The organism is Paenibacillus sp. FSL H3-0333 (assembly GCF_038002805.1).
In the GTDB taxonomy this organism is placed as follows: Bacteria; Bacillota; Bacilli; order Paenibacillales; family Paenibacillaceae; genus Paenibacillus_AQ; species Paenibacillus_AQ silagei.
On sequence record NZ_JBBODG010000001.1, the window covers coordinates 751,630 to 778,399 of the forward strand.

The window sequence follows — 26,770 nt, forward strand, 5'->3', positions numbered from 1 at the left end:
CGGCGGTTTTTTGCATATGGTGCCGGCTTAAGGCTGGCGGATGGAGTGGAAGGGCGGCCTAGAACAGTATAATTGTGTCCCTGGAGAGTGGGTTTGCCACCCTCCTTTCTTTTTGGCCCGGGATTATAGTAAGGAATGACTCTATGTATCCTGCTGGGAATTGAAAGCGATTGCCTGGAGTCAAATCGATCTGGAGGAGGTATTTATGCTTACTCACAAAGTCATGAGATTGCTGCTGGTGCTTGCCGTCGCATTCACGGGGTTCATCCCGCAGACCGCCGGTGCGGCTGAACCGGAACCGGGAACGGAACCGGTGCCGCAGGTGGCCGCCGCTGGCCCGGCAACCATCCAGAATTACCCGATGCCGTCTATCTATACTCCGTCTTCTGTTTACTCGTTGAAGGTGAACAATGAGGCGGTCCCCGTCGTCAAGTATTTACCCGACTATGACTATGCCCAGTTCTCCTTTGAAGGAACCATTAGCCTTGAGGTGACGGCAGACAAGCCAATCACCTCGTATTCGATCAGCCCGCTGGCCAAGAACATCACAGGAACGGTCAACGGCAACAAGCTGACCTTCACCCTGTCGGCCTCTACCTATGTGATCGTGGATATTAATACACCTGCGAACGAAGACCCGAATGAGAAGGACCCGGACAAGCGCCGCAAAAGACTCGTGATCGCCGCCGATCCGCTGGAGACTGACATCCCCGCGTCCTCCGGCCCGGGAATCTACAATGTGACCGCTGCACCGTACAACGCAGACAAGACGGGGGCAACGATCACCTCGGGCGCCATCCAGCAGGCGATTGATGCTGCCAATCAGGCCGGAGGCGGTATCGTCTATATTCCGGCGGGCGTATATAAGAGCAGCAACCTGACCCTCAAAAGCAATGTCACCTTCTACCTGGCCGGAGGAGCCGTCATTGTTGGAACAGGCCGGGGCGAGGACTACCGGAATGACTTCCGCAAGGATTCGATCTCGGATGGAACCTATTTCATCCGCACCGCTACTAATTCCGTGAATATCACCATGCGGGGACGCGGAACCATTGACGGCAAAGGGATAGAAATGCGCAAACGCAAGATGACCAACCCGCCTGCAACCCATAAGCAGGGAGAAGGATTCATTAATAACCTGGTGGTGCCGATGGCGACCAGCAACTTCAAGTTCGACGGATTAACCCTGCGGGACGGCGGCTTCTGGGCGTTCCTGGTCGTCCGCTCCGATAACGTAACCATCACCAACTATAAGGGATACCAGGATTTATTTACGCTTGAGGATGATGCCATCGATATTAACGAGAGCCAGAACGTGCTGGTGAAGCATGCGCTTGCCATCTCGGATGACGATACCTTCTCCACCAAGACCTGGCCGCAGAAAGGAATGTCCAAGGACTGGCCGGGAGCCATCGAGCATCTGGAGAATGTGGTCTTCGAGGACTGCTTCGCCTGGACACGCTGCGCCGCCTTCAAGCTGGGGATGGGCATATGCACGCCGCAGATTGGCGTAACCATCCGCAATTCGTATGTCTACCAAAGCGCGCGGGCGCTGCTGGTGGATCATGCCTATACAGAGAATCCGCTCCCGGTCGAAGGCTGGGCTCAGGATGTGACCTTCGAGAATATTGATATTGAACGGGTGGGCATCAACCAGTTCGGCAATTACTGGCTGCGGGTCTCCACCAGTACAGCAGGGGATGTAAGCAATGTTATTCTCCGGAACATCAATGTCCGCGAGACGGGAGGAGATTCTCCTATTCAGGGCAATCCCACCAGAGGCGGGATGGTGAACGGGGTTACTTTTGAAAATGTGGTGGTCAAAGGAACGCTGGCGAAGAATCTCAGTGATCTGAAGGTGAGCATCAAGAATGAGAATGTAAGCGGAGTCGTCTTCGCGAATACGGATCAGGCCTGGTTCAGCGATCACTTCACCTCCGGGCTGCTCCCGGATTGGACCGTGGCTTCAGGTGCCAACAGTTGGGCGGTAACCGATCGAACAGGGAACCGGGTGCTGTCCACCAGCCAGACCACGACGGCGCTGATTACCGCCAAGGCCGGTACATCCTGGACGGATTACACGTATGAAGCCAGAGCCAGACTGCCTCTCATTAATGGAAGCGAGAACGCAGGTATTGTCTTCCGGGTGCAGGATCAGAACAACTTCTATATGTACCGGATCGATGCCAGCACAAGCCAGCTGCAGCTCTACAAGGCTGTAGCGGGAACGTTGACGCAGGTCTCGAACACCTCGTTCGTGCCTGTCAAGAACCAATGGTATACCCTTAAGGCGACGGTTCAAGGCAATACCGTCAAAGGGTATGTGGACGGAGTGCTGAAGACGACATGGACCAACCCGGTCAATGAATTAACCTCAGGTGGAATCGGCTTCCGCACCACTTCAGCCGGGGTCTGGTATGACGATGCCAAGGTGACCGCCATTCACAATCCGCCCACGGATATTACACTCAGCGCTACCCAGGTGCCGGAGCTGACTACTCCAGGCGGTGTAGTGGGCACCTTCACTACAGCACATCCGGATGCGGGCCAGACCTTTATTTACGCGCTGGTTCCGGGGCAGGGAGACGCCGATAACAGCAGCTTCTCCATTGCCCCGCAGGGAGACAGGCTGATCCTCCGCACCACGCCGGATTATGAAGCGAAGAGCAGCTACAGCGTCCGGGTGAAGAGCATTGACGCCAATGGCCTGTCTCTGGAGAAGAGCTTCACGATTCAGGTTACAGATGTGGACGAGACTCCGATTGATGCCAATCCGAATTCTGTCCGGTTCACGGATAACTTTGAGGATGGCAATACGACGGGCTGGACGACTGCCAGCGGGACCTGGAGTGTAACTACAGACGGCAGCACCAAAGCCCTGATCCAGACAAAAGGAAATTCAACGGGGCTCATTACAGCCGGGGATTCATGGCAGGATATTGCTTTTGAAGCCAAGATGAAGGTTCCCATCGCGAATGCCAATGCCGGCATTCTCTTCCGGGTGCAGGACGCCAATAACTATTACATGTACCGCATCAATGTAAACGACAAGAAGCTGGAGCTGTTTAAGGCGGTAAACGGAACGCTGACCCCTGTGTCCAGTACCCTCTTCGCCGATGCGGCTGCGGGCCAGTGGTATACGCTGAAGGCAGTCATCAAAGGAAATAGAATTCTAGGCTTTGTGGACGGCCAGTTGAAGCTTGAATGGACGAACCCGGTAACGGAATTAACTGCAGGGAAGATCGGCTTCCGAACAACCTCCCAGAATGCGGTGTTCGATAATGCCCGTGTTACAGGGATACAAAAGGTGACGGCCAGTGCGCTTAAGACGGTAACCCTCGATGTGTATGAAAGGGTTACGCCCGAAGGCAACCGGCTCAGCGTTAGCCCGGGCAGCCCTTTTGTAGGGGAAACACTTACCCTGACGGCCGAAGGCCATAACCAGAGCCTGGTACCTGTAGCACCCGGAGATGAACGTTATTATCCGGAAGCATGGAGCTCCACGGAGGAAGGCATGGCGGGTGTATTCACCGTAACGGATGAGGTCTATCAGGCTGCCTATGTTGCTTCTGCCCCAGGTGATTACAAGATAACGGTTATCTACCGCAAGCAGGTATGGTACGGCACAGCCTGGGCCGATACGGAGCTGACGGATTCCCTGATTATGGACATTAAGGTCATCCCGAAACCGGCAGATGCGGAGGGTGACAGCACCACTGAGCTGAAACCGCCGGTCCTCGGTTAACAAGAGATTTATATCCCCATCCTAGTGTGTGAGCAGTGATGCTTATGTGCCAGGATTTTTTTGTGCTAAAAATAATTAGCGTATAAGTGCAACCGTTACCCGGAATTCTCTACTATATAGATAAGAGGATGCTAAAGGAGAAACTAGCAGATGGAAGATCAGGGAATCATTCAGCTATACTTGCAGCGCTCACAGCAGGCCATCACGGAGACCCGGAACAAATATGGTGCTTACTGCCGGGCGATTGCCAGGAACATTGTCGCGAACCCTTCCGATACCGAAGAGTGTGAGAACGATACATACCTGGCTGCATGGAACGCTATTCCGCCTAACCAGCCGAGAAGGCTGCCGGTATTCCTGGGGCGGATCACCCGCAATATCGCGCTCGATAAGTATGGGTATAATACGGCCAAGAAGCGGAGCCGCCAGCTTGAGGTGATTCTGGAGGAGCTGGAGGACTGCCTGCCCGCAGCAGAGACGGTGGAGACCGAGTATGCCGCCGGTGAAACCGCGCGGTTGATCAATGAATTCCTGTATGGGCTGGAGGAGGGGACACGAAATTTATTCATCAGGCGGTATTGGTATGCGGATTCCATAGAATCCCTCGCCGGCAGGTTCGATATGAGCAGCAGTAAGGTGAAGTCGAGCCTATTCAGGACCCGGAACAAGCTTAGAATTCATTTAGACCAGGAGGGCGTTCACCTATGAAGCGGGAGGACTTGTATAAGGAGATCGGGCAGATTGACGAGGAGCTGATTGCGGCGGCTGAACACAGCGGAGTAAGGGGAAGGGACAGGAGACACAGGTTCTCCAAAAGATGGATCGCACTGGTCGCCTGTCTGGTCGTATACAGCTCAACTTCTACAGTGCTGCTCGCCACAGAATACACCAGAAATAAAACGGAGGAGCCCTACATCCGTTATCTGACAGCGGAGGAAATGGAGCTGGCCCCTCCTGCTCAATATGAGGCGGACAAATTCCTGAAGGCGTTAGCCAGCGGCAACGATGAATATGTATACATTGCGGTGAACCGGCTGGTGGAGAGCTTCAATGACCCGCAGGCCCGGGAGCTGGCGCTGCAGAAGCTGCAGCCGTTCTTGACCAGTGATTCCGCGAAGATCGCGGAGTCGGCTGCTTTTGCCACAGATATCCTGTCCAAAAGCTATCAGAGTCCATATCTCTACAAAATGGCTGACGGGAGCATCGTATTTGCCTTATTCAACAATTATTCAGATTACGGTACCCAGAATGTACTCTGGCGTATACAAGATGATGTGCTTGAACCGTATTTCAGCTTCGCGGCCCCTTCGATGTATATTAAGAAAATTCTCCCGTCTCCGGACCGCAAGCTCCTTGCGGTGGTCACCAGCTCTAATAAGAGTGAATTTGTGCAAATCCTGGATGTGGAGAAGGGAACCATTAGCCCGGAGTTGGTAGAGTCGGCGAGAATCAGACATGGCGCTCAGCGCAAGCTGGATACTTGGACGCGCAGTGATCATGAGAATTACAGTTATCCGAGTCAACTCATGTGGAAAGATAATGACACGTTAGCGTTCGAGGGTTCTCTGGCCTACGACGACACAGCGGTTATCGAGAATGTTAGTGTGACGTACCGGTTCAAGGATAAGGTCATGGAGGTACAGCCGGTGAAGTAGTGAGTTTGCGCTACACGAATATAGCTGCGAATGGATGAAGCATCCGTTTGCGGCTTTTTTTGCTGCTGGCGGGAGGGCGATCAGGCCGAATGTGCTGCTGCGCTGAGAATTTAAGAAACTTTTAATCTTTACCCGACTTCTTCTTAAACAGTTGTGCCTATTCTTGATTACAGGGAGGGAGCGACTTGAAGAATTGGGCCCGTAAAGATTCAACAATTGCATGGTTATTTCTGGCGCCCAGTGCGGCGGGGTTTGCCCTGTTTTATCTGATTCCGTTCGGCATGGGCTTGTTCTACTCCTTCATGGACCGCACGGTGGGGGGCCACTATGTGGGACTGGATAATTACCGGGAGGTCATTGCGGGCGAGTCCTTCTGGAAGGCAGCCTCTAATACCCTCTACTTCAGTATGGTGAGTGTTCCGCTGCTGATTGTGCTGTCGCTGGGACTAGCGCTGCTGCTGCACAGGAAATTGTATTTTCAGAAATGGCTGAGAACTGCGTACGTACTCCCGCTGGTTGTGCCTGTAGCCTCGATTATCTTGGTCTGGCAGATCCTGTTCGACTGGAACGGGGTGCTTAATGCCTGGCTGAGCGGCTTCGGCCGGACGCGGGTGGACTGGATGAAGACGGAGGCTGCGCGGAATGTAATCATGCTGATGTATGTCTGGAAAAACATCGGGTATAACGTGATCCTGTTCCTGGCCGGCTTGCAGCAGATTCCGAAGGATTATTACGAGACCGCCCAGATCGAGGGGGCCGGGCGGATAAGGCAGTTCCGGAGCATTACGCTGGTCTATTTAACCTCTACGATGTTTTTTGTCGTCATTATGTCGGTCATTAATTCCTTCAAGGTCTTCCGGGAGACGTATCTGATTGCCGGAGCTTACCCGCATGACAGTATCTATATGCTTCAGCATTATATGAACAACATGTTCCTGTCGCTCGACCTCCAGAAGATGACGGCTGCATCCACCCTGATGGTCGGCGGCATTCTGATCATCGTGCTGGGATTGTTCGCTATGGAACGCCGCTACCGGCGGTATATGGAATAGAGGTGAAAGAGGTCTTGGCAGTTGGTAAAGTTATACAAAGGCTGACATTAACCGTCCTGATGGGGGCGGTTGCCCTCCTGATGCTGTTCCCGATCGGGGTGACCCTCATCAATTCGTTCATGAGCAGCCGCGAAATCGGGATCAATTACGGCCCCATCGGACAGATGAACAAGGTTGTGGAGGGCAGGAGCGATCCGTTCGCCAATCTGAAATGGCTGCCCGATCAGGTCTCCCTGGAGCAGTATGGCAAGGTGCTGATGGACAGCCCGATGTACCTGTCGATGTTCTGGAATTCAGTATTCCTGGTGGTGCCTATCATTGCCGGACAGACGGTGATCGCCGCGCTCGCGGCCTATGCGTTCTCCAAGCTGAGATTCCGGGGCCGGGAATTCCTGTTCCTGGTCTATGTCCTGACGATGCTGATGCCCTTTCAGGTCACGCTGGTGCCCAATTATATTATGGCTGACCGGCTGGGGTTGTTAAATAGCGCGGGGGCCATTATCCTGCCCGGAATTTATGCCGCCTTCGGAGTATTCATGCTCAGGCAGTTCATGCTGGATATCCCGTATGCCTATATTGAAGCGGCTAAGATGGACGGGGCCGGACACTTGCGGATTTTCTATACGATTATTGTTCCAATGGTCCAGCCGGGGCTGGCTGCCCTGACGATTCTGTTATTCGTCGATTATTGGAATATGGTGGAGCAGCCGCTTATTTTCCTGGACGACCCGCTCAGACAGCCCTTGTCTGTCTATTTATCGAATGTCAGCAGCGAGAAGGGCCTGGCGTTCGCCGCATCTATGATCTACATGGCACCGATGGTTCTGCTGTTCCTGTATGCGGAGACGTATTTCATTGAGGGTATTCAGTTATCCGGGATTAAGGGCTAGGGTGCGCATGTGAGGGACTTATGAGGATAGGAGGAGAACGGGGAAATGGAGATTACAGGAGTGCCCGCAGACCGCAGGCGCAAAAAAAATATCAGAACAGCCTTCCTTCTGCTCATGGGCGTGTTACTCTTCTTCACCTTCTTCAGCAATACGCTGCAGTCGTTGACCCTGCCCAAGGTGACCACGGTCAAGCCGCAGACCAAGAGCCTCGAATTCACGCTGGAGGGCAGCGGGAAGCTTACGCCCGTGAGTGAAGCGAAGCTCCTGAATGCCAGCGGCTGGAAGGTCCGGCAGGTTCTTGTGAAGGAGGGGGAACGGGTCACGAAGGGGCAGGCGCTGATCCGCTATGACAGCCAGGCCGCCGAAGCGGAGCTGAAGGATGAAGTTGCGGCGCTCGATAAGCAAAAGATCGCGCAGCAGACGCTGCAGGATCAGTTCATTCAGACGTATGCGGAAGGCGATGAGCTTCAGATTCGCAAGGCCCGGCGCGAAATTGAAGCGGGTAAGGTCGATCAGGTCACCCAGGCGCGGAAAATTGCCGGATTGAGAGAGCGGTTAACGGAGCAGCAGCAGCTTACGGCACCCTTCGACGGGGTGGTCACCCAGGTGAATGCCATTGCGGGAATGCTGTCCGCGGGTGAAGCGGATCTGGTCGTGTCGAGCAGCAGCAAGGGGTATCAGTTCGACTTCACGGCGGACGCTGAGATGTTATCCAGCCTCGGGGTTAGCTTAGGGGAGCAGCTTGAGGTTGAGGTTCATCCGGCAGAGGGTCAGCAGGCCCGTTCCTTGCAGGGCGAGGTTGCAGAGATCAAGGATGCTCAGGCGCGTACCGGCAGCGCATCCGCTGAGGAGAACGGCCGGGTGGAGCTAATTGCGCAGAAGAATGTCTTCATTGTGCTGAATGAAGAGTCGCTTAAGGGGGGTGAGCAGGTTCAGATTAAGCTGAAGAAGCCTTCCCGGCAGGAGGGACTGCTCGTATCCAATAAGGTTATCCGCCAATTGGGTGAGCGCAGCTATATCTATAAGATCGAGGAGCAGAGGGGGGCGCTGGGCAATACCTTTATCGCCCGCGAGGTTACGATCCGCTCCAGTACCACCAATGGCATAGACAGCATCATCCAGACGGATAACCTGTATGAGGATGAGCTGATTATTCTGGAGAGCAGCGAGCCCCTGCAGGACGGCAACCGTGTACGTCTGCAGTAGCCGTAGGAGTACGGCATACTATACGAACAATTATTGGAGGTAGCGAAAGATGAGGATGATTAACAAAATGGGCTGGCTGGGGATGAGCCTTGCTTTTACAACGATGATGTCAGCATGCAGTTCAGGGAGCAATACAGAGGCTCCAAGCACCGGGGGGAAGACGGTTGTTACGTTATCGGTTCAGCAGGATAGTGAGTTCTACCGTGCGGTTGAGCAGAAGTTTGAACAGGCTTATCCGGATATAGATTTGCAGATTCAGGCGTATAAGGGGATCAGCGAGAAGATGGAGGGGCCGGATTATGAGAAGTATCAGAAAACCGCAGGTACGGCATTGCTCTCAGGCAAAGGAGTGGATATTTATGAAACTAACAGTCTGCCCGCCAGTGATTACGTGAGTAAGAAGCTATTGCTTAAAATGGATGATTACCTCAAGCAGTCGAAGACGCTGAAGCAGGAGGACCTGCAAATGAATGTGCTGAATGCGCTGAAGGTGAACGGGGGCACCTATATCATTCCGTCCGGGTTCAGCCTGAGAGCGTTCCTTGGAGACGGGGATGCGCTTAAGCAAGCAGAGATCGATGATAAGAGCTGGACTTGGCAGGAATGGAAGAAAATCTCCAAATCGCTGATTGCGTCGGAGCAGCAGTCGGGGTCCGCACACCGCTACGCGCTTCCGAATAATCCGCCGGATATGCTGCTTCAGGAGATGGTGGTCGACGGCTATAACCAGTTCGTAGACGTAGCTGCACGCAAGGCCAAGTTTGATTCCCCTGCCTTCATATTTATGATGCGGGAGATTAACGAGATGTATCAAGAGAAATTGATGACCACCGAGCCGGTGGAGACCGAGAATCAATTGTTCTATTCTGCCGTTATACAGGGCCCGGCGGATTTCATCAACATTCCGTATACCAATTTTGCCAATCCGAAGCTGCTGTATAAGCCGCATAGCGGAACTTCCGGGGCCATGAGAATTATTCCGAGCTATACGTTTGCGATACAGGCCAAATCGCCGGTTGCCGAACAAGCCTGGATGTTCATGGAGTTCCTGCTCTCTGATGAAGTTCAGTCCCTGCAGAGCAGAGAAGGCTTCTCCCTGCTCCGATCGCTTAATGACAAGCAGTTCAGTGAGCTTCAGCAGCAGGTGAAGAGCGGGACGTATAAGCTCCCGGACGGCAAGCTTGCAAGTGTTCCTGAGGGACAATTCAAGGTGTTCCAAGACATGATGGATACAGCGGATAACTTCGCTATGATGGATGTGAAGATTCTGAGCATCATCGGTGAGGAAGCCAGCGCGTTCTTCAGCGGACAGAAGACGGCAGAGGATGTGGCCAAGCTGATTCAGAACAAGGCGACTACGTACCTTAACGAATAGATTCAGGCCTAGGAGGGTCCCGGTATGAAGCGAGTTACTATTCTGATCGCAGAGGACGAGAAAGAGATTGCCGGCCTGATTGCCCTGCACCTGGAGAAGGAAGGGTATCACTGCATTCAGGTATCCGACGGCCAAGCGGCCGTTCAGGCTATTCAGTCCCAATCCATTGATCTGGCCATCCTGGATATTATGATGCCGAAGCTGGACGGATACGAGGTCACCCGCCAGGTGCGGGTGAAGCATAATCTTCCGATTATTTTCCTCAGTGCCAAGACTTCTGACTTCGATAAGATTACCGGTCTTGTCATGGGCGCGGACGATTATATGATCAAGCCGTTCAATCCAATGGAGCTGCTGGCCCGGGTCAATTCCCAGTTGCGGCGCTCCCTGCAGTTCAGCCAGCCTAAGGGTGCCCCTCTGACTTCGGTTCTGGAGCTGGGCGGGCTGATCATCTCCCCTGACCAGCACACCGTTACACTGTATGGAGAAGAGATTGACCTTACGCCGAAAGAATTCGACATCCTCCATCTGCTGGCGAGCCACCCGAAGCAGGTGTTCAGTGCAGAGAGCATATTTCAGCAGGTGTGGGGCGAGGCGTACTATGAGAGCGGGAATACAGTGATGGTACATATCCGCACCCTGCGCAGGAAGCTGAGAGAGGATCAGAACAAGGACCGGTTCATCAAGACCATCTGGGGTGTCGGGTACACGTTCAATGCCTAAGAGACGCCGGGGCTTCAGAACCAGACTGGTTCAGTTACTGGGCGTAAGCATGCTGCTCTCCGCCGGGATCACCTACGGGATCTTCAAGCTGCTTCAGCTCTATTACGCCGGGGTGAAGTGGGAGGACCCGGAGGCGGAAATCCGGCGGTTCATCTACAGGATCGGAGACTTCAATGTGTCTCTGATGCTGTTCATTCCAATCATGCTGATCTTATTCTTCATGTTCACCAAGCCGTACATCCGCTACCTTAACGAGATTTCCAAGGGGATTCATCATCTGGCGGGCGGAGATTTCCAGAATCAGGTGCGGATTGCCTCAAGGGATGAGTTCAGCGCAATCGCAGAGGATCTGAATGTGGCCGGAGCCAAGCTGCAGGAGGCGGTACAAAGAGGTGATTTCGCCGAGAGCAGCAAGGACCAGCTAGTCGTCAATCTGGCGCATGATCTGCGTACACCGCTGACGTCCGTTCTCGGATATTTGGATCTGATTCTGAGGGATGAGCAATTACCAGTGGAGACGATCCGGCATTATGCGACGATTGCCTTCACCAAGTCCCAGCGGCTGGAGAAGCTGATTGACGAGCTGTTCGAGATCACCAGGATGAACCATGGCACACTGCCTGTGGTGAAGACATATCTGGATATTACCGAATTGCTGCGGCAATTGAACGAGGAGATGTACCCGGTATTCGAGCGCAATGGCCTGACCTCCCGGCTGAATGTGACTCCTGGCCTAATGATCTACGGGGACGGGGATCTGCTGGTACGCGTATTAGGCAATCTGCTGACTAACGCCGCCCGTTACGGGCAGGAAGGCGGTTATGTGGATATTAACAGCCGCCCTGATTCAGGTTCAGTAGCGGTTGAGGTCATCAATTACGGAAATCCCATTCCGCCGGAGGAGCAGCCGCATATCTTCGAGATGTATTACTCGGGGGACCGGGCACGGACACATCTGGAGGGCGGGACCGGCCTGGGACTGTTCATTGCACGCAATATTGTAGAGCAGCATGACGGGAGCCTGTCTGTAGAGAGCAATGAGCTGTGGACGAGGTTCGAGGTCCGGCTGCCGCAAGCTTAAGCGAAGTTAAGGGAGGAGAGAATTATGAATCATTCCACTAGAAAATATGCTGTCGCCATGCTAAGCCTGGCGGTTCTCAGCCAGTCCATCGCCTTCGGAGCCTATGCGGTGGCCGGGCCTTCAGCGGGAAAGGCGGCTACAGCCGCCGTGTCCACGCTGGAGGGACTGGGGGCGGTCTCATTGAAGAGCGGGGTGAGCGTGAAGCTGCTGGACGCTGCCCTTCAGCCCCAGGAGAGCGGGAATATGATTACGTACACCCTGAATTACGTCAACGGGAGTAACAGCAACGTGAGCCTGATTGATTATTTCTCCATGGTTACTACCTCAAGCGGTGCAGTTATTCAAGGCAAGCCGGTGACGGGCAGTGCTGCCGTCAAATCTATTCCGGCTAATAGCAGCCAGTCGGTCACGTATTATGTCAATGCGGGTAAGGCTGCCAAAATAACCGGAGTCCGCATCGCCTTATTCGGCTGGGATTTCAGCCAGGCGAATTACCAGAAGAAGCTGGGAACGTTCACGATTCCGGGTTCCTACTCGGCAGCTACCGCCAGAGGGCAGAGCAAGAAGCTGGTCCTGGCGGGTATGCCGGTGATCAGTAAGGCCGAGAGCCTGCAGATCGTTAAGGCTAACGGAAAAGTGTATGCCAGGGTGGGCATCAGCTTCGCCAATTCGGGTACCAAGGTGCTTAAGGACACGGGCCTGAAGGGATATCTGATATCCTCGGGAGGCTCCAGATTTGAACTGAATGCCGCTCCTGCCGATTACCAGATTCAGCCCAAGGAGAAACGGACCGTGCAGTATCTGGCGGACATCCCCTCCTATACGAAGACGGATAATATGTCCCTGCAGTTCGTCCAGGAAGACAGCGAGCTGCAGTTGAACCTGCTGGTGGCTGAGTATAAGCTGCCTGCTGCACAGTCGCCCAACTTCATCGTACCCGCTAATGCCGTCGCGAAGCTTAAGGTTGCTAACCATACAATTGAGACACAGCTGGCAAGCGCGGCGGTGTATTCGGAGGATCATCTGGCGAAATGGAGCCTGAAATTCCGGGTGCGCAACACAGGCAACCAAGCGGTGACGATTCCGGCCTACCCCTTCAGCCTGACGACTGCCGAAGGGTACAGCTATCCGGTAAGCAATAAGGCACTGGCCGGTCTGAGTCTGAAGCCGCTGGAGGAGCGGGTAGTCGAACTCAGTGCAGAGCTGCCCCTGAAGCTTAATCAGGGAGTGCTCCAGCTACAGATGAACGAGCCGGCAGAAGAGGGCCGGATCGCCTTCCCGGCGGCTTACTATCAGATTCCCTACTCCTTACAGCCGAATCATCTGCTGGCGACTGAGTACCCCGTGCAGAACAGTCTGGGTACCTTTGTAGTGAAGCTGGAATCGGTGGAACGCCTGCCATGGTCGGACCGCGATCAGGTCGTGACTAAGATCAGCCTCCGCAACTCAGGGTCCACGAATGTGCAGCTTCCGGCCCTTACAGCGCTTCTGAAGGCGGGGGATCTAGATATCAGCGGCAGTGCGCAGATGGTGATCGAAGGCTCCAAGAGCCAATTGGCCCCGCAGGAGACAGCGGTTCTGTACATTACGGGGAACCTTCCCTATTCTTATCAACTGACGAAGCTGAAGGTGATCCTCCAGTATTCTTCGGAAGAGACCCAGGCGAATTTCCTTACGCTGTTCACCAGCCAAGTGGAGAATACCTTAAGAACCGTAGCAGCCGGGGAACCGTTCCGCCTGGAGCTGACCGGCAAGAAGGCAGAGATTCTGGAGCGGCAGAGCCGGATCTATCCGGGCGCCGATTCCAAGCTGATCTATACTGAGCTGGTAATGACGAACGAGGAATTACGCAAGACCCAGCCGGCGCAGCTGGTGGGCTACTACCGGACCCCGGATCGGCAGTATTTCGAGGCGGTAATCTCGCAGTCCGCCGCGGCCCTGAACCCCAAAGAGAAGAGTCTCGTAACCGTCTGGAGTAAGCTTCCTCCGGAGATCAATGCGTCGGATCTAACCCTCTTCCTCGGGGAAGGCATCGCCGAAGGCAAGCTGACCACACCCGGCACAGTGCCGACCGCTTACATTCAGACCGTGGGCCTGGGGCTGAGTCCGGCCAATCCTGTTCCGCAGCCGTCCCTTCAGAAGCTGGACCTGTTCCCGTACTCTCTGTCCGTGAACCAGGTGACCGCCACGATGCCCGAAGACCGGGAGTCCATAGAGGTACAGATGAACTACCGGTTCACCCGAAGTGAGCAGTATGTTGCTGAGGAGAATGAGCATAAGCTGGTGGCCGAGCTGATCGATCCGTTCGGTCAGCCGTCGGAGCAGCTTCTGCCTCTGGGAGTCGGACCGGCTGGTGCGGGAGTCACAGGCAGCTTGTCCTTCCCGCTGAACAACAAAGCATACAAGGCCCTTAACGGCGGCACGGTGCGGGTGAACATCTATGACGAGTTCCAGGGCAAACGGATCCTGCTGGGCAGCCAGAATTATGCTGTGGTGTATGAGCGGCCTGCGCCGAAGAAGACGGAGGGGGAGTGAGAGCTATAGGATGACAATAGGAGAGGTATAGCGTGCTGCCTGAGAGCAGGGATAGGAAACAGGCCGCTTCCGAGAAGGAAGGCGGCCTTTTTTTCTTATATTATTTTAACTGGTTGGATTATTATTGCTTTTATCTGCTTAGAATCGTGAGTCCTGTTATAGTTCTTACAGAATGCCTCAACATTTGTAATGATTTTTGCTTTATCATAGATGAAAAAATAGATGTGCTTTTTGGGATAATGAAATGCATCTGATCCGATTTCCTCGGTGAGCTTCCGCTCTGACATATTGGGACGCGAGCATTTAACTTCAATTACAGTTTCGTAGGAATCTATAAATATATCGAAGCGATAGCCCTTGTATCCTCCGTCAGTGGGTACCTCGACCCTTGCTTCAGGGAAAATGGGACGGAGCAGTGAATATAGCAACCGCTGCACATCATATTCGTTACCCAGTGAAATGTCAGCAAGGCTCTCTAGCTTCAGTGTTCCATTTCCATGGACTGGCTTCTGATACATTTCGTAAATATGCTTATCGAAATTATGAAGAACTCTGCTGATGATAAGATGAAAATGTGCTTCATCTATTTCATTAAGTGGTTTGGCATCATCGAAAAGCCCAGCGTTAATATCTGTAATTAAATTCTCCAGGTATAATTGTGCCTGGAGTATACCTGCTCTGGTGAGCAAGACAAATTTCTGTGCTACGGACTGATCGGAGAAGAGACGTTCTAACATGCGGCTGGTAGTATCTACCCATCTGCTGAAGTCAGCCGATTGTCCCTGTGGGAAAGATTGAATTTGCACTTGAAGCGCAGCTATAACTTGTAGTCTATCCTCATTAATCGTAGTCAAAATAATCCCCCTTCGATTAGTTGAGATTACCCCAGCGCAAAAAGAACAGGAATAACGGTTCTAAAATGTAAACTTCATCGTCCTTATATTCAAAAACCTGATACATCGGTTCGCTGCTCTGCATAATAGCCTGCATCTGATCAATAGCTGCTTTGATTTTCACCCGATCCGGTTTGTCAGCATGATTACCTAGCAACACATCAATTCTTCGCTTGATGCTGTCGATAGAAAGGCTCACAATGGGCGGATCATCAGCAATTGCCTTTAGAAGTAACTCATAGATATCGGTTTGTTCACCTTTTATAGTCAAATAGGTTTTTCTTTTTTGCCCCCGGGGATTTGGACCTGTTTTCAACTTCCTGGCAACCTCTTGGTAAGCAAGAAGGTTCAATGAGGTCATTCTGTAGGCCTGGTTGAGGGTCTCCTGATCAGGCATTGCCGGATGATCTGTATTGTCGATATCGAGTATCATACTAAGGTTATAACAGATAGATTGCATGAGTTGGGGAGAAGATAGACTCTCCTGCGCAATGTTATCGGCGATCCGCAGATCAATCTGCATATTTAGTTTGTTGAATCCTCCGACAGCAATTTCACGCAGTTCATCTGTATTCCAAGGCTCGATATTAATCAGGTTCAGTCTCCCGCTTAAATCGGCATTCTTTCGAATGGCATCATCCGAACGGTGAGGTAAGGATATGATGATGGTTCGAAGCCCTTTGCGGATCGCATCTTTGAGCTGATAGGCAATCTCAAACTGTTTGCTGGGTGAAGCGTAATGGAAGTCATCTAGTAATAGAACTAAGTTGTTTGCTATAAAATATTTAATGACTTTATCTTTGCCGGAACGGAAAGACTCTGTGATGGAGGTGGTGATTCCTTCTGTTGTTCCGGCGAGACCCTGACCTTCAAGCGTGCGTATTTCTGTATGGTCTCGTTCGAGGGGAATACCAATTTTATTTGCAACCGTCTCCCAGAAATCTACGGTATCCTTAAAGTCGCTTCCTATAAAATCGACGTATCCGTCCAAGCCGATTACCTTGTCACACAGTACGGTTTTTCCTGTTTTCGATGGACCTATAATTGAAGTTAAAAATCCGACCATATCGATTACATTATGAAGACGGAATTCATAGGTCAGCCCAAATTCCGATTTGCGCGAAATATAGGTGTGAATCGGAAGGGCACCAGCAATAAAAACATCTCTAACTCTGAGCTTCAAACAATCACCCCTCAGCAGCATTAAATGGTTGTAGATATCTTAGTTCCGTATTCTCTTCTAGTATATCCCTAAGTGGAATGATTTAACAACGATGTCTAGCCTTTTAAGAAAAACGACATCAAAATCCTCTTAAATTATCTGATGCACATCAATAATACACCTTTATCCCTTAATTACCCGCAGCGCAGAAAAAAACACCTAAAACAAGCCTCTAGAATATCTTCTAAGGCTTGTTTTGGGTGCGTTAAATTACAGATCCGTGCTAACCAGCGGCCCACACATCCAATTCAATCTTCAGCTCAGGCAGGCCTAAGCCTTGGATATAGGCCACCGTCATGGAGGGAGGAGTGGGGCCGAACACCTTATTCCAGATGGAATAGAAATGATCCCAATCGATTTCCTCCGTGGCCCAGATGTTGATTTTAATCACATGATCCGGGGTTAGTCCTTGAGAGGACAGAATGTCAACAATATTGCTCATCGTATGGGTCACTTGCTGGTTGAATTCTGCGGGGATATTATTGTTCTGATCGATCCCGATTTGACCGGAAAAGACATACATTTCAGCGTCTCTGCTGATCTTAGTGACATGGCTGTAGCTTCCAACCGGTTTTGCTATATTTTCCGGATTATATCTTTGAATGACATTGTTATTTAGGCTCATTGCTTATAAGTCTCCTTTTAAATGGGCTGTTTTTTATAGTATTACTTCATATTGGACAGACCTATCCCGTCTACATGAATTCTAGAAAAAAACAGCAGTTGAATACCCGATTCCAGCAGACAGATGTTGAATAGATCTCTTTTTCATCAGGTATCCCTCCTAAACATTTAAAATTTAACTTACATTAAAAATGATAACATATTCTTAAGGAAAACAAAAATATAGGGTGCGATAAGAGGCGGGACGAGCTATAAGTTAAAATTTCCCTCTGTCGTAATACTTCCGCCCTGTTGGCCTGCTGGACCGTGTGCGATGATGGATTCATCAAACGGCGGCAAGATCGCCGGGAGATCTTCAGGCTATTGCGGTTCTTCCTTCTACTCAATTGGATGAATTAGAGCCGCAGCTCTCCTGAAGGATGCTTATCCAGAGAGGAGGCGTCCAGGCTATTGTATTCCTTCCTTCTACCCATCGACTGAAACCGAGTAGGGATACGGCTCTCCTGGACACTTTTACTATGCAAATAAATCGAATCTACCTGCGTAGAGCAGGCAAAATGATGCTGAAACACACACCTGATGCTGCTGACAAGAAGAAGCTCCCGAAGGGGTACTTGGCGGCAGCTCTCCGCAATCTGCAGGGGCTTGGGTACACCCTGTCGCCTGCCTTGTTCCGGGCGGTCCAGAGGCTGCCCCGCGAGGCCTTCGAGCAGCTGTACTATCCGCTGATTGCAGATATAAGACGGATGGTTGGCGCGCATGTGCATTATGCACCGATGTATCCGGGGTTCCCGGAGCAGGTCATGCAGGAGGACGAAGCGGAGCTGTATTTCAATGCGATGTTCCATTACTACACTTGGGAAGTGCCGGGTGCTGAGCCTGTGCAGAGAGAACCGCTTCAGGAGAAAGCCACGCTGAAGGTCATTGACCTGGGCAGCATCACGGAGTTCCGGACCCTAATCCGCCAGCTGATGGAGGCCAGAGGCTCGATCTCGGCAGAGGATCAGAAGGATATCGATGCTGTGATTGCGAATACAGCCAACGAAGAGCTGGATGAACTCCTGCCGCAGGAGATCCCGTTCAAGGAGAATGCCGGTTATGTGGCGTCGTCGCTGCTTAAGCATGGTAAGGCGGATGTGGCGAGAATAAGCCCTTACTTCAAGACGGCAACCGATGTGCTGCGGCTGGCGGTGGCCTGGTCGGGGGGCGATGTTAGTCTGGCCTTGCCCACCCGTTTCCGCAAGTTCAAGCGTAGTGAACGCCGGCTGCTGCTGGGGCTCTTGGAACGGTGTCAGCCGATCACGGAGGATATGCTTAGGTACAGGGAGCGCTGGATTCGTCTCGGCGAGATCCTGCATCCATCTGAATACAGGCTGCGGTATAAGCGCTGTGAGGAAGCTTTTGATATCCTGCGTAACAAAAAAGCCTTCACGACCTTTAACGGAAGTGTGGAGCTGGCCCTTCAGTATCACCAGATGTGGACGGCGCTGCATCTGCTGGCGAAGCGTCCGGGTGAATTCGCACGAAGATTGGCGAAGCTGCTGCGGATGACCCGGGAGCCTGAGTATGTCGTGATGGCCTTCGGCGAAGTGGCCGATCAGGTATCGACCCCGGTCCTGCTACAGGTGAAGAACTACTTCGAGCGCCAGCGGGAGCAGCCGGAGCTGAGGGTGTTTTTCCCCAAGGGAAATGTCGCCAAAGCCTGGGCCACCCCTAATACCCTGCCGGAGATCAGTGAAGAAGCCTGCCGGGATATTGTGGACCTCTGTGAGAAGACGCTGGTGGCACGGTTTGCTGTCCGGCCTTCCTTGGGAAAGGTATATGTGGATGAGCGCCTGAAGAATTATCTTGTGCCGTTCTCCCAGCGGTCAGCCAGCAAAGCGCTGCATACCCTGGTACGGGGAAGCCGGATTCCGATGGCCGAAGGGAACACGATCCGCTTCTTCTGCTGGTGGAAGGAAGGGAAGGTGGACGGTACATCCACAGGCCGCGTAGATATTGACCTGTCCGCCGTGATGTATGATCAGAACTGGAAGTACGTGGAGCATATTTCTTATACGAATCTGCGCTCGGCACAATATCATGCAGCCCATAGCGGGGATATTGTAACGGCTCCCTACGGGGCCAGTGAGTTCATTGATCTGCATATTCCTTCTATTGTTGAGTATCGCGGAAGGTATGTGGTGGCTACCCTCCATTCTTTCACAGGACAGCCGTACTGCAATCTGCCGGAGTGCTTCACGGGCTGGATGATGCGGAAGAAGCCAGGGTCCGGTGAAATCTATGAGCCAGCTACGGTGTCTAACAAGATTGATGTCACGGCGGATACCCAAATCGCCATTCCTGTGATACTGGATCTGGTGGAGCGGACTGTGATCTGGACAGACCTGTCCCTGACCAGAGATCCGTTTCATTTGAATAACGTGGAGGGGAACCAGAAGGGGATGGTGATCATCGGCAAGGCGATGACCTCCTTGAAGAAGCCCGATCTGTATGATCTGTTCACGCTGCACGCCAAGGCCCGCGGTCAGCTGGCCGTGTCACCACAGCAGGCGGATACCATATTCTCGGTGGATCAGGGAGTGACTCCGTACCATATCGAGCAGATTATGGCCGAATATGTGGTGTGAGCAGAGCGGGCAACCTGTTTGTTCAAAAAAGAAAGGGGTGTCTCAGCCATGATATGGCGTGGGACACCCCTTTCTTTTGTTAGTTCTTTGAATAAGAGAAATCCAGCAACAATCCTGCTCCTTACAAGCGGACGACGAGAAAAGCACCAGCATCCTTCACCTGTTAGGACGGAACCTATTCTATCTCGATTCCGTACCAGCCGTCGGCCAGCGGAGTCAGCTTATACTTAACCGGCTCTGCGGCATAGGCCTGCTCCACCATGCTCTGACTTGCGCAATACACGATATGATAGGTGGGACCATGCTCCCTTTCCCAGTCGAATATGAACCTGAGGAGCGGCTTCCCGTCCTGCCTGCTGTAGCGCACGAAGTCCAGGCTGTCCCCGGACCATGCGGCGATCTGCCGCATCTTGTCTTGCAATTCCGTATTCATACTATCATGGAATGGAGGGACGGCATTATTAGAGTAGATGAACGTATTCCCGATATCGCTCCGCTCATCCAGGCTGTCCATCAGCAGTAAGGCCTCCGTCTTCACAGCATCAAACTGTGCGCGATGCTCCCGGAATAGTTTATATTTTGCCTTGGAGGAATCGTAACCGATGATGAAGCCTGCCGCTGCAAGCAACAGTATAATGGTAATGCCAAGTAAGACTCGTGTCCTGCGACTCAATAGCTTCACCTGCCTGGTTTATTGAAATTAATTCACGGAGCCGCTAAAAGGCAGCTCGTAGTCAATCGTTGTAATGAACGGTACATATTTGCCGTTGAACCGTTCGTAGTGCTGCAAAGTGAACCAGTCCACAAATCCCGGATTATTAATCTCATCATCAGCATCCAGGCCGAAATGATCGTAGAAATGGAACACCAGCTTGCCGCTGAATTGACCTCCGTTGCTGTTGAAGTCCTTAATGGTAATATTATGACCATGGAAGGCATGGATAGCCAGAGATAACGACAGATTGCTTTTCTCCGTAAATACCGGATACGGGCTGGTCGGGAATTGATTCACGTAACTATACACCACATTCCGGTTGCTGTTCGGATCAAATTTTAATCTGGACAGATCACCGTTATTACTGCGCAACTCCTGCACAACAAAATTCTTGATTAATTGTACATAGTTCTGGGTGCTGGCGTCCGTGATGACGGCATTATCCAGCTGGCTGTTATGATACTTGATATATTTGCTGGTATCGAAGGTGTCGCCAAGGGTTACCGAGGTTCCCTCATTAATGGTTTTGCTGTATTTGAACGTTGAGATCAGATCGCCAAGAACGAATTTCATATCATCCGTTGCACCTATTTTGCCGACAACGAACAGAAGAGCCATCTCGCCCCAGATCATGGACTCGGGCGTAATTCTGGCCACCGAGAATACCGGGTCCAGCTTGAGTAACTCAAAATAAGTGTAGTCATTGAACGTCAGGTCATCGGAGACTGGGGAAGTTCCCTGCGGTGCTTTCTTAAGAATTCCTTCTCTGTTATCAGATTGAAGGATCAGGGCCTCCCTTACATCTGGAATCAGTCTTCTGCTGTCCACCGCATCGTTCAAGCCGTCGCCGTCCGTATCGGCCAGGTTGGGATTGGAGTACAAATAGGCGTAGACCTTGTCGCCGGATTTAACAATACGGATCTCTTGCCCGTCCTTAAGCCCGTCGTTATCGCTGTCTGCATCCAGATAATTCAACCTTATTGCCGCACCGCCAGTACCAACGCGCAGTCTTCCGGCCTGCATCTCCTTCTCATGGTAATCGCTGATGCCATCCTGGTCTGTATCCTTGTACAGATCGGAAGTCTCGGCAATGGTATCGAAGATCCCATACAATTGGCTGGCATTACTTGCATGATAATAGCTGCCGCCGGTGCCTTGGGCCATGCTGGTCAGGACACTCGTAGAAATGCTGCTGCCCAGGCCTACCGTATAAATCACAATACCCTGATCGGCAGCCCGTTTGGTTAGTGCGGTATCATAAGAGCCCTCCCCGTCAGTAAGCATAATAATGTACTTCAGAACATCCGCTCTGCTGGTGGTGGCGAACAGATTAATTGCACTGGAAATCCCGCTGCTCAGAGTCGTGCCGCCGTTCGCATCAATCCGCCCCGCAGCCTGACTCAGCACGGTCTTGTCTGAAGTGAAGCCGGATAATACCGTAGCATAGTCGTCAAAATCAACCACAGCCCCGCGGTCACTGTCCGTCAGCAGATCAACAAACTGCCGGGTGACGCTGATTCTCACATTGTTCCGGTCATTATCTGACATACTGCCCGAGGAATCGATGACGAAGGCGATATCCATCCCGGCATAATGCTCCTGCCCCTCATCATACAGGAACTTATATAACCAGACCTGGTCGTATACTGTCTTGTTTAACAGAATGTATTTGGAGAAATGAACCGTCTGGACCGAGATCATATTCCCGGCCACCTGCTGATCCGGTAGCTCTTCGAACAGCTGCGACTCCTCATTGTAATAGTAGATTCGCGGCACAAAGCCTGCCTGACTCAGTAAGCTTTTGTCAAACTCAAAGGAGATTGTGGCCTTCTCAAAGCTTCCGTCGATGGAGAAATTATAGCCTTGATCAATATATCCGGGAATAGTTGTATCATTAAGAATGCCGTCCTGGACCGGCTGAACAGATAAGCTGTCTACCTGCTCCGCAGTGATCCCTTCAACGAACACACTTGGAACGGCCTTGCCCCCGGCATCCTCTGCCTTCACCGTTCTTGCAAACTTCGCCTCAGGCACAAGCGGGTCGCTACCGATCTTGAGTTCCCAGGCGTCAGAGAGCCCGTCGCCATCGGTGTCGGCCTTCAGGGGATCGGTCTTGTGCGTATGAACCTCTTCGCCGTCCGTAAGCCCGTCACCGTCACTGTCCTCGCTGATGAGGCTGGTGCCCAGCAGCAGCTCCTCCAGATTAGTTAATCCATCCTTATCGTAGTCTTCATCACCGTCAGCGGTCCCATTCTTATCACTGTCCGGTTCAAGCGGATTCAGCTTCAACACGAGCAGCTCATCCCGGTCGCTTAATCCGTCACCATCGGTATCCTTGCTGGTAGCGGAGAGCCCATAATGCTCCTCATAGTAATCGCTGATGCCGTCCTTATCGCTGTCCTTCTCCCGGTCGATCCCGAGGTTATCCAGATTGCCCTCGTCGAAGTTCACGATCATATACTCTTTGGTCACTTCAGTCCCGTCTTGAACTTGTGCGCGCAGCTGCAGCAGATTGTATCCGATGCCAAGTCCGATTCCTTCCGCAGACCATGCTGCACTTACAGGGATCGTCCCTTGCTGGAGGACTGCTTTGTTTTTGTCCGTAATCTCATAATTGAAGGCCTTGACCTGTGATACTCCTCCCAGCGTTCCCGTCAGCTTGTCCATCTTGGAGGTCAGGAAGTAATAGTCTCCGTCCGGACTGTTCTGAAGCTGGAGACTGTACGTTTCAAGCTGCACGGAGACCCTGCCCGGCTCAGGCTCCGGGGATTTTTCCCCGGTTGAGATCTGCGTTAGCTGATAGCCCGAAGGCGCACTTACAACATTTCCCGGGTTCCCGGAGAAGCCTAGGATCAGTATCTCGCCCGGCTGAATGTTGGCATTATAGCCCGCATTATGTATGACGTAATGATTGCCGGTATGCCCGGTAATTTCAGCCGTCCAGAACCGGTCCAGGTTCCCGTCATAATCGAACTCCAGCGTCCAATCCTCAATGGCTGACTGCGATGTATTCTTAATGGTAATTTCACCGTTAAAAGCGCTTCCCCAATCATTTGTCACTGTGAAGCTTGTCTCGTATTGCGCGCCCGGTACGATCTGTCCGGTGTTGTGCATATCAAATGACGCCGGTAGCAGCAGCTCTCCTTCAAAAGAAGCCGTGAAGCCGAAATTCACACTGCCACCCACCGGAATGTCCTGATTGCTGCCTGTATTCTTGATGGTATAAACTCCGTTCTCGTAGGCCTGTACTTGTCCGTTCCAGATATTCGTAATTTCATAAGGGGATGTAAAATCAATACTCCAGTTCTCTAGCGTCTGGTTACCCGTATTCCTGATCGTAACATCTGCGTTAAAGGCGCCTTCCCACTTGGAGGAAATCGTGTAGGTTACCTCATAACCCTCTCCTGTGTAAGTTGTTTCCTGCTTCCCGCCCGTGTCTTCCTGTGCTAAAGCTGGCTTGAGCTGAAGAGACGATAATACTAATACCAGAATGACAAACAGAGTGAAGCTCCGTTTCATGATCCTTGTCCTGAACATTGCTGCCGTTCCTCCTTATATGTTCGCTAATAGGGTGGAGAATATGTAAGATCTTGGAGTATATAAATCTATCATATTTGCATAAAGAGGTTTAGGCAACAACAAATGGAATAAAAGTATGAGGACGACAAATAGGGCCGAAGTTGTGGAAAATCGGGCTTGCATTCAGCTATGAATTCTGTTATTTTGATATTAACAAAATGTAATTATCAATTAGTTAATAAGTAATCATTTTCTTAGGATACAGAGAAGCGGAGGGATGAGCATGAAGAAGGCACCCGGCAACTGGAGCGGGTTTGAACTCGCCTGGCTGGTGATATTTACGCTGATCGCTGTTACTTTTACGGTGATGTCCAAGGATTCGCTCTTCGGGTTCACGGTCTTCATCACCGGGGTACTATGCGTGGTGCTGACGGCGAAAGGGAAGCTGGCGAGCTATGGATTCGGGATGTATAATACGTTCGGATATGCTTATTTGGCCTATATCAACGGATTATTCGGCGAGGTTATGCTGAATCTGCTATTCTTTGTGCCCATGAATATTGTAGGCTTTTATATGTGGAAAAGAAACATGCACGGCGGCAGGCTGTCCATGCGCCAAATGGAAACGAGGGGCATCCTGCTCACCGTTGCAGTCTGTGTGGCGGGAGCGCTGCTGCTGGGCTTCGGCTTATCGTTCATTCCCGCGCAGAATTCACCTTACATCGATGCCCTGACTACCGTGTTATCGGTAGTGGCAACGATGCTGATGGTGCGTCGTTTCAAGGAGCAGTGGCTGGTCTATATTGTGCTGAATATGTTCACCGTGCTGCTCTGGGTGATCCGGACGCTGGAAGGCAGCGGGGAGGGTCTGCTGATGATTGTTATGTGGAGCGCCTATCTGATCAATGCGGTCTACGGCTACTACAACTGGAACAAAGGGGCTAGGGAGGCGCTGTCATGAAAACACTTGGATTAACACTCGGGAAGTTCGCCCCGCTGCATAAAGGGCACCAGTTCATGTTCGAGACGGCGCTGCGGGAGGTTGACGAGCTGATTGTGGTGATCTATGAGACCAAGGTCTCTCCGGTACCGCTGCAGATCCGGGCCAACTGGATTCGCAGGCTCTATCCTGCGGTCCGGGTAATCGAGGCCTGGGATGGCCCCGATGGATACTCGGATGACAGGGAGCATGAGATCCGGGAGGAGCAGTATATTCTCGGGCTGCTGAAGGGCGAGCAGGTGACCCATTTTTATTCGAGTGAATTCTATGGAGAGCATATGAGTCTGGCGTTGGGTGCTATTGACCGGCGGGTGGATGAGGCGAGGGTGCAGGTTCCGGTATCGGCCACGATGGTCCGCTCGGACCCTTACCAATACCGGGGTTATGTCAGCGGGCTAGTGTACCGCGATCTAATTACCAAGGTCGTATTTGTAGGGGCGATGTCTACCGGCAAGTCGACAATCACCGAAGCACTTGCCCGGAGATACGGCACGTCCTTCGCCAGTGAATACGGGCGGGATTACTGGACAGAGCATCAGGTGGACCGCCGGATCGGGCTTGAGGCGTTCGATGAGATCGCGGTGGGGCATCTGGAGCGGGAAGAGCAGGCACTGCTTGACGCCAATAGGTATTTATTCGTCGATACGAATGCGATTACCACATATATGTATGCGCTGGATTACCATGGGAAGGCACCTGAGCTGCTGACCCGGCTGGCCCTGGAGAACGCGCAGCGCTATGACCTGTTCTTCCTGTGCGACGATGATATTCCGTATGACGATACGTGGGACCGCAGCGGGGATCAGAAGCGGCAGGTATTCCATAAGCAGATTATCGCAGATCTGAAGGAGAGGCGGATTCCCTATATAACCCTTAAGGGCACGCTTACGGAACGTATAAGCAAGGTGGACAGTGTACTGGCAAAATTCAAGCCGTACGGGAATTATTTCGGAGAGTTGGAGCATTGAACCAGAGGGCAGAGGAGGCGGAGAATGTGGAATTGAGAGATGGTAACGGACTTACAGAGCGTGAATTCCTGGAGCAATACCGGGCCGGGGATTATGAGCGGCCCTCCGTGGCGGCGGATATGGTGATTTTCACCGTTGCGGATGCAGCGGCGGATCAGGAACCCGGGGCTGGAGCGAAGGGGCTGAGCCTCCTGCTGATCCGCAGAGGCGGGCATCCCTGCCTCGGGAAGTGGGCACTGCCGGGCGGCTTCGTCCAGCCGGACGAGACCACAGATCAGGCGGCCGCGCGAGAGCTGGAGGAGGAGACCGGCGTGGCCGGTGTCTATCTGGAGCAGCTGCGCACCTTCTCAGACCCCGGGCGCGATCCCCGCACCTGGGTGATCAGCAGCAGTTATATGGCGCTGGTCGACAGCCGCCGTAGCCAATTAGAGGCAGGGGATGATGCCGAGGCTGCGGCCTGGTTCAAGGTAAGCTACCAGCTCCGGCAGGAGCATAAAGAGCTGCTGGAGCAAGGCTGCATCCGCACCCGTACCTATGAGCTGCGGCTGGAGGCCGCAAAACAGGCGCTGACTGCAGTGGTAGAACAGACGGTGACGGCGACACCGGCGGCCAGTTCGGTGCAATATGCCGTCTTGTCGAATGACGGACTTGCTTTTGATCACGCCAAGATCATTACCTATGCTATTGAACGGCTGCGTCAGGAGACGGAAAGAACCGGAATCGCGCTGCTCTTAATGCCTGAGCAATTCACCCTGGCCGAGTTGCAGCAGGTCTACGAGGTGATTCTCGGCCAGGAGTTGCCGAAGGCGGTCTTCCTGGACAAGGTGGCTGCGCTTATAACCGCGACCAACCTGTACACAGAGCATACGGAACACACACCCTCCCGCCGCTTGTATCAGCGGAACTGGGGAGAAGTCTGAATCTATTAAATCGGATG

The 26,770-nt window shown here is 52.4% G+C and carries 19 protein-coding genes; 14 read left to right on the forward strand and 5 right to left on the reverse strand.

Going from position 1 to position 26,770, the window contains the following annotated elements; all coding sequences use genetic code 11:
• Window positions 1-205 precede the first annotated feature (205 nt).
• The 10 genes from MHH78_RS03450 to MHH78_RS03495 all read left to right on the forward strand — a co-directional run bounded on the left by MHH78_RS03450 (window position 206) and on the right by MHH78_RS03495 (window position 14,262).
• Window positions 206-3,745 (forward strand): family 16 glycoside hydrolase, encoded by a 3,540-nt coding sequence (locus MHH78_RS03450; protein WP_341166589.1) that lies wholly within the window; start codon window positions 206-208, stop codon window positions 3,743-3,745.
• A gap of 150 nt (window positions 3,746-3,895) precedes the next feature.
• Window positions 3,896-4,453 carry an RNA polymerase sigma factor gene (locus tag MHH78_RS03455; RefSeq protein WP_076080690.1) on the forward strand — a complete coding sequence of 186 codons (558 nt, stop codon included), beginning with the start codon at window positions 3,896-3,898 and terminating at the stop codon, window positions 4,451-4,453.
• Entirely contained in the window at window positions 4,450-5,400 is a 951-nt protein-coding gene (locus MHH78_RS03460) for a hypothetical protein (RefSeq protein WP_341166590.1), read from the forward strand. Before MHH78_RS03455 ends, MHH78_RS03460 begins: the two co-directional genes overlap by 4 nt.
• Window positions 5,401-5,585: 185 nt before the next feature.
• Window positions 5,586-6,452, forward strand: a complete 867-nt coding sequence (locus MHH78_RS03465) for a carbohydrate ABC transporter permease (RefSeq protein WP_341166591.1) — start codon at window positions 5,586-5,588, stop codon at window positions 6,450-6,452.
• 59 nt (window positions 6,453-6,511) lie between these two features.
• Window positions 6,512-7,342 (forward strand): carbohydrate ABC transporter permease, encoded by an 831-nt coding sequence (locus MHH78_RS03470; protein WP_445668084.1) that lies wholly within the window; start codon window positions 6,512-6,514, stop codon window positions 7,340-7,342.
• 45 nt (window positions 7,343-7,387) lie between these two features.
• On the forward strand, window positions 7,388-8,548 hold the full coding sequence (locus MHH78_RS03475; RefSeq protein WP_341166593.1) for an efflux RND transporter periplasmic adaptor subunit: 1,161 nt from the start codon (window positions 7,388-7,390) through the stop codon (window positions 8,546-8,548).
• Between the two features lie 49 nt (window positions 8,549-8,597).
• Window positions 8,598-9,923 (forward strand): ABC transporter substrate-binding protein, encoded by a 1,326-nt coding sequence (locus MHH78_RS03480; RefSeq protein ID WP_341166594.1) that lies wholly within the window; start codon window positions 8,598-8,600, stop codon window positions 9,921-9,923.
• Between the two features lie 24 nt (window positions 9,924-9,947).
• On the forward strand, window positions 9,948-10,646 hold the full coding sequence (locus MHH78_RS03485; protein WP_341166595.1) for a response regulator transcription factor: 699 nt from the start codon (window positions 9,948-9,950) through the stop codon (window positions 10,644-10,646).
• Window positions 10,639-11,727 (forward strand): HAMP domain-containing sensor histidine kinase, encoded by a 1,089-nt coding sequence (locus MHH78_RS03490; protein WP_341166596.1) that lies wholly within the window; start codon window positions 10,639-10,641, stop codon window positions 11,725-11,727. Before MHH78_RS03485 ends, MHH78_RS03490 begins: the two co-directional genes overlap by 8 nt.
• Window positions 11,728-11,751: 24 nt before the next feature.
• Complete coding sequence (locus MHH78_RS03495; RefSeq protein ID WP_341166597.1) at window positions 11,752-14,262, forward strand: hypothetical protein; 2,511 nt, start codon at window positions 11,752-11,754, stop codon at window positions 14,260-14,262.
• Between the two features lie 95 nt (window positions 14,263-14,357).
• Here MHH78_RS03495 and MHH78_RS03500 read toward each other — a convergent pair whose 3' ends face one another.
• The 3 genes from MHH78_RS03500 to MHH78_RS03510 all read right to left on the reverse strand — a co-directional run bounded on the left by MHH78_RS03500 (window position 14,358) and on the right by MHH78_RS03510 (window position 17,002).
• Window positions 14,358-15,116 carry a PD-(D/E)XK nuclease domain-containing protein gene (locus tag MHH78_RS03500; RefSeq protein WP_341166598.1) on the reverse strand — a complete coding sequence of 253 codons (759 nt, stop codon included), beginning with the start codon at window positions 15,114-15,116 and terminating at the stop codon, window positions 14,358-14,360.
• Between the two features lie 16 nt (window positions 15,117-15,132).
• Window positions 15,133-16,338, reverse strand: coding sequence for an ATP-binding protein (locus tag MHH78_RS03505; protein WP_341166599.1), 1,206 nt, complete (start codon window positions 16,336-16,338; stop codon window positions 15,133-15,135).
• Between the two features lie 262 nt (window positions 16,339-16,600).
• Complete coding sequence (locus tag MHH78_RS03510; RefSeq protein ID WP_076080721.1) at window positions 16,601-17,002, reverse strand: RidA family protein; 402 nt, start codon at window positions 17,000-17,002, stop codon at window positions 16,601-16,603.
• A gap of 517 nt (window positions 17,003-17,519) precedes the next feature.
• Here MHH78_RS03510 and MHH78_RS03515 point away from each other — a divergent pair.
• Window positions 17,520-19,631 (forward strand): TerD family protein, encoded by a 2,112-nt coding sequence (locus tag MHH78_RS03515; protein WP_445668028.1) that lies wholly within the window; start codon window positions 17,520-17,522, stop codon window positions 19,629-19,631.
• A gap of 175 nt (window positions 19,632-19,806) precedes the next feature.
• Here the strand turns inward: MHH78_RS03515 and MHH78_RS03520 are convergent, their stop codons facing one another.
• Window positions 19,807-20,304 carry a hypothetical protein gene (locus MHH78_RS03520; protein ID WP_341166601.1) on the reverse strand — a complete coding sequence of 166 codons (498 nt, stop codon included), beginning with the start codon at window positions 20,302-20,304 and terminating at the stop codon, window positions 19,807-19,809.
• A 27-nt stretch (window positions 20,305-20,331) separates the two neighbouring features.
• Entirely contained in the window at window positions 20,332-23,883 is a 3,552-nt protein-coding gene (locus MHH78_RS03525) for a DUF3289 family protein (RefSeq protein WP_341166602.1), read from the reverse strand.
• Between the two features lie 265 nt (window positions 23,884-24,148).
• On the opposite strand from MHH78_RS03525, the gene pnuC reads away from it, so the two are divergent.
• From pnuC to MHH78_RS03540, 3 genes are read left to right on the forward strand one after another with little or no spacing between them, the layout of a single operon-like run.
• A complete protein-coding gene (pnuC, locus tag MHH78_RS03530) occupies window positions 24,149-24,826 on the forward strand; it encodes a nicotinamide riboside transporter PnuC (RefSeq protein WP_341166603.1) in 678 nt (225 codons plus the stop codon).
• A complete protein-coding gene (locus MHH78_RS03535; protein ID WP_341166604.1) occupies window positions 24,823-25,833 on the forward strand; it encodes an AAA family ATPase in 1,011 nt (336 codons plus the stop codon). The genes pnuC and MHH78_RS03535 overlap by 4 nt, the downstream gene beginning before the upstream one ends.
• 26 nt (window positions 25,834-25,859) lie before the next feature.
• Window positions 25,860-26,753 (forward strand): NUDIX domain-containing protein, encoded by an 894-nt coding sequence (locus tag MHH78_RS03540; protein WP_341166605.1) that lies wholly within the window; start codon window positions 25,860-25,862, stop codon window positions 26,751-26,753.
• The last annotated feature ends 17 nt before the right edge of the window (window positions 26,754-26,770 follow it).